This window comes from Actinomadura napierensis (assembly GCF_039529375.1).
Classification (GTDB): Bacteria; Actinomycetota; Actinomycetes; order Streptosporangiales; family Streptosporangiaceae; genus Spirillospora; species Spirillospora napierensis.
This window is the reverse complement of the sequence record NZ_BAAAMR010000453.1, coordinates 1-506: the sequence shown is the minus strand read 5'-3', so window position 1 is coordinate 506 and position 506 is coordinate 1. Positions and strand designations below refer to the sequence as shown.

Below are 506 nucleotides of genomic sequence, written 5' to 3'. Positions count from 1 at the left end.
TGACTGGAGAATATGGCGAGGCAGGCAGCTTCCGCTCTGGTATTGAAAATAAGATTGAGATGTTTTCCCCAAGCTTTACCTATAAGAATGACGATGGAAAGCTGACCTGGACCACACAATATACCTATGACAAATTAAATCGTGTACCTGACCGTGGACCAACACGTGACAACTTGCCTGCGGGAACTTCTATTAAAATGGGATTTGCCCAAGACGGTGATTATGTTGATGATATTTTGCAAGTCGTTCGTACCGATGTGAATTATGAATATGCGCCTGATTGGAACTTCCACTGGGCGGCAAGTTACCGACAAGCAGAACAGAACTTTGACCACTTTTATTTTGGCAATTATTGTGGTTTAGATGGAAAAAACTCAAAGAATGAGGCGTGTACAAAAAAAGGTTACATCGATCAAATTTACTACTGGCAACAAACCAGCAATAAGACCACCACCAATACATTTGATATTAAGGGCAAGTTCAAGACAGGCCAACTTGAACACCAA

General features: G+C 41.5%; 1 protein-coding gene. It reads left to right on the top strand.

The window, feature by feature from the left end:
- Positions 1 to 506 (top strand): TonB-dependent receptor (locus ABD296_RS50440; protein WP_344285907.1); only part of this gene is annotated, 506 nt, incomplete at both ends.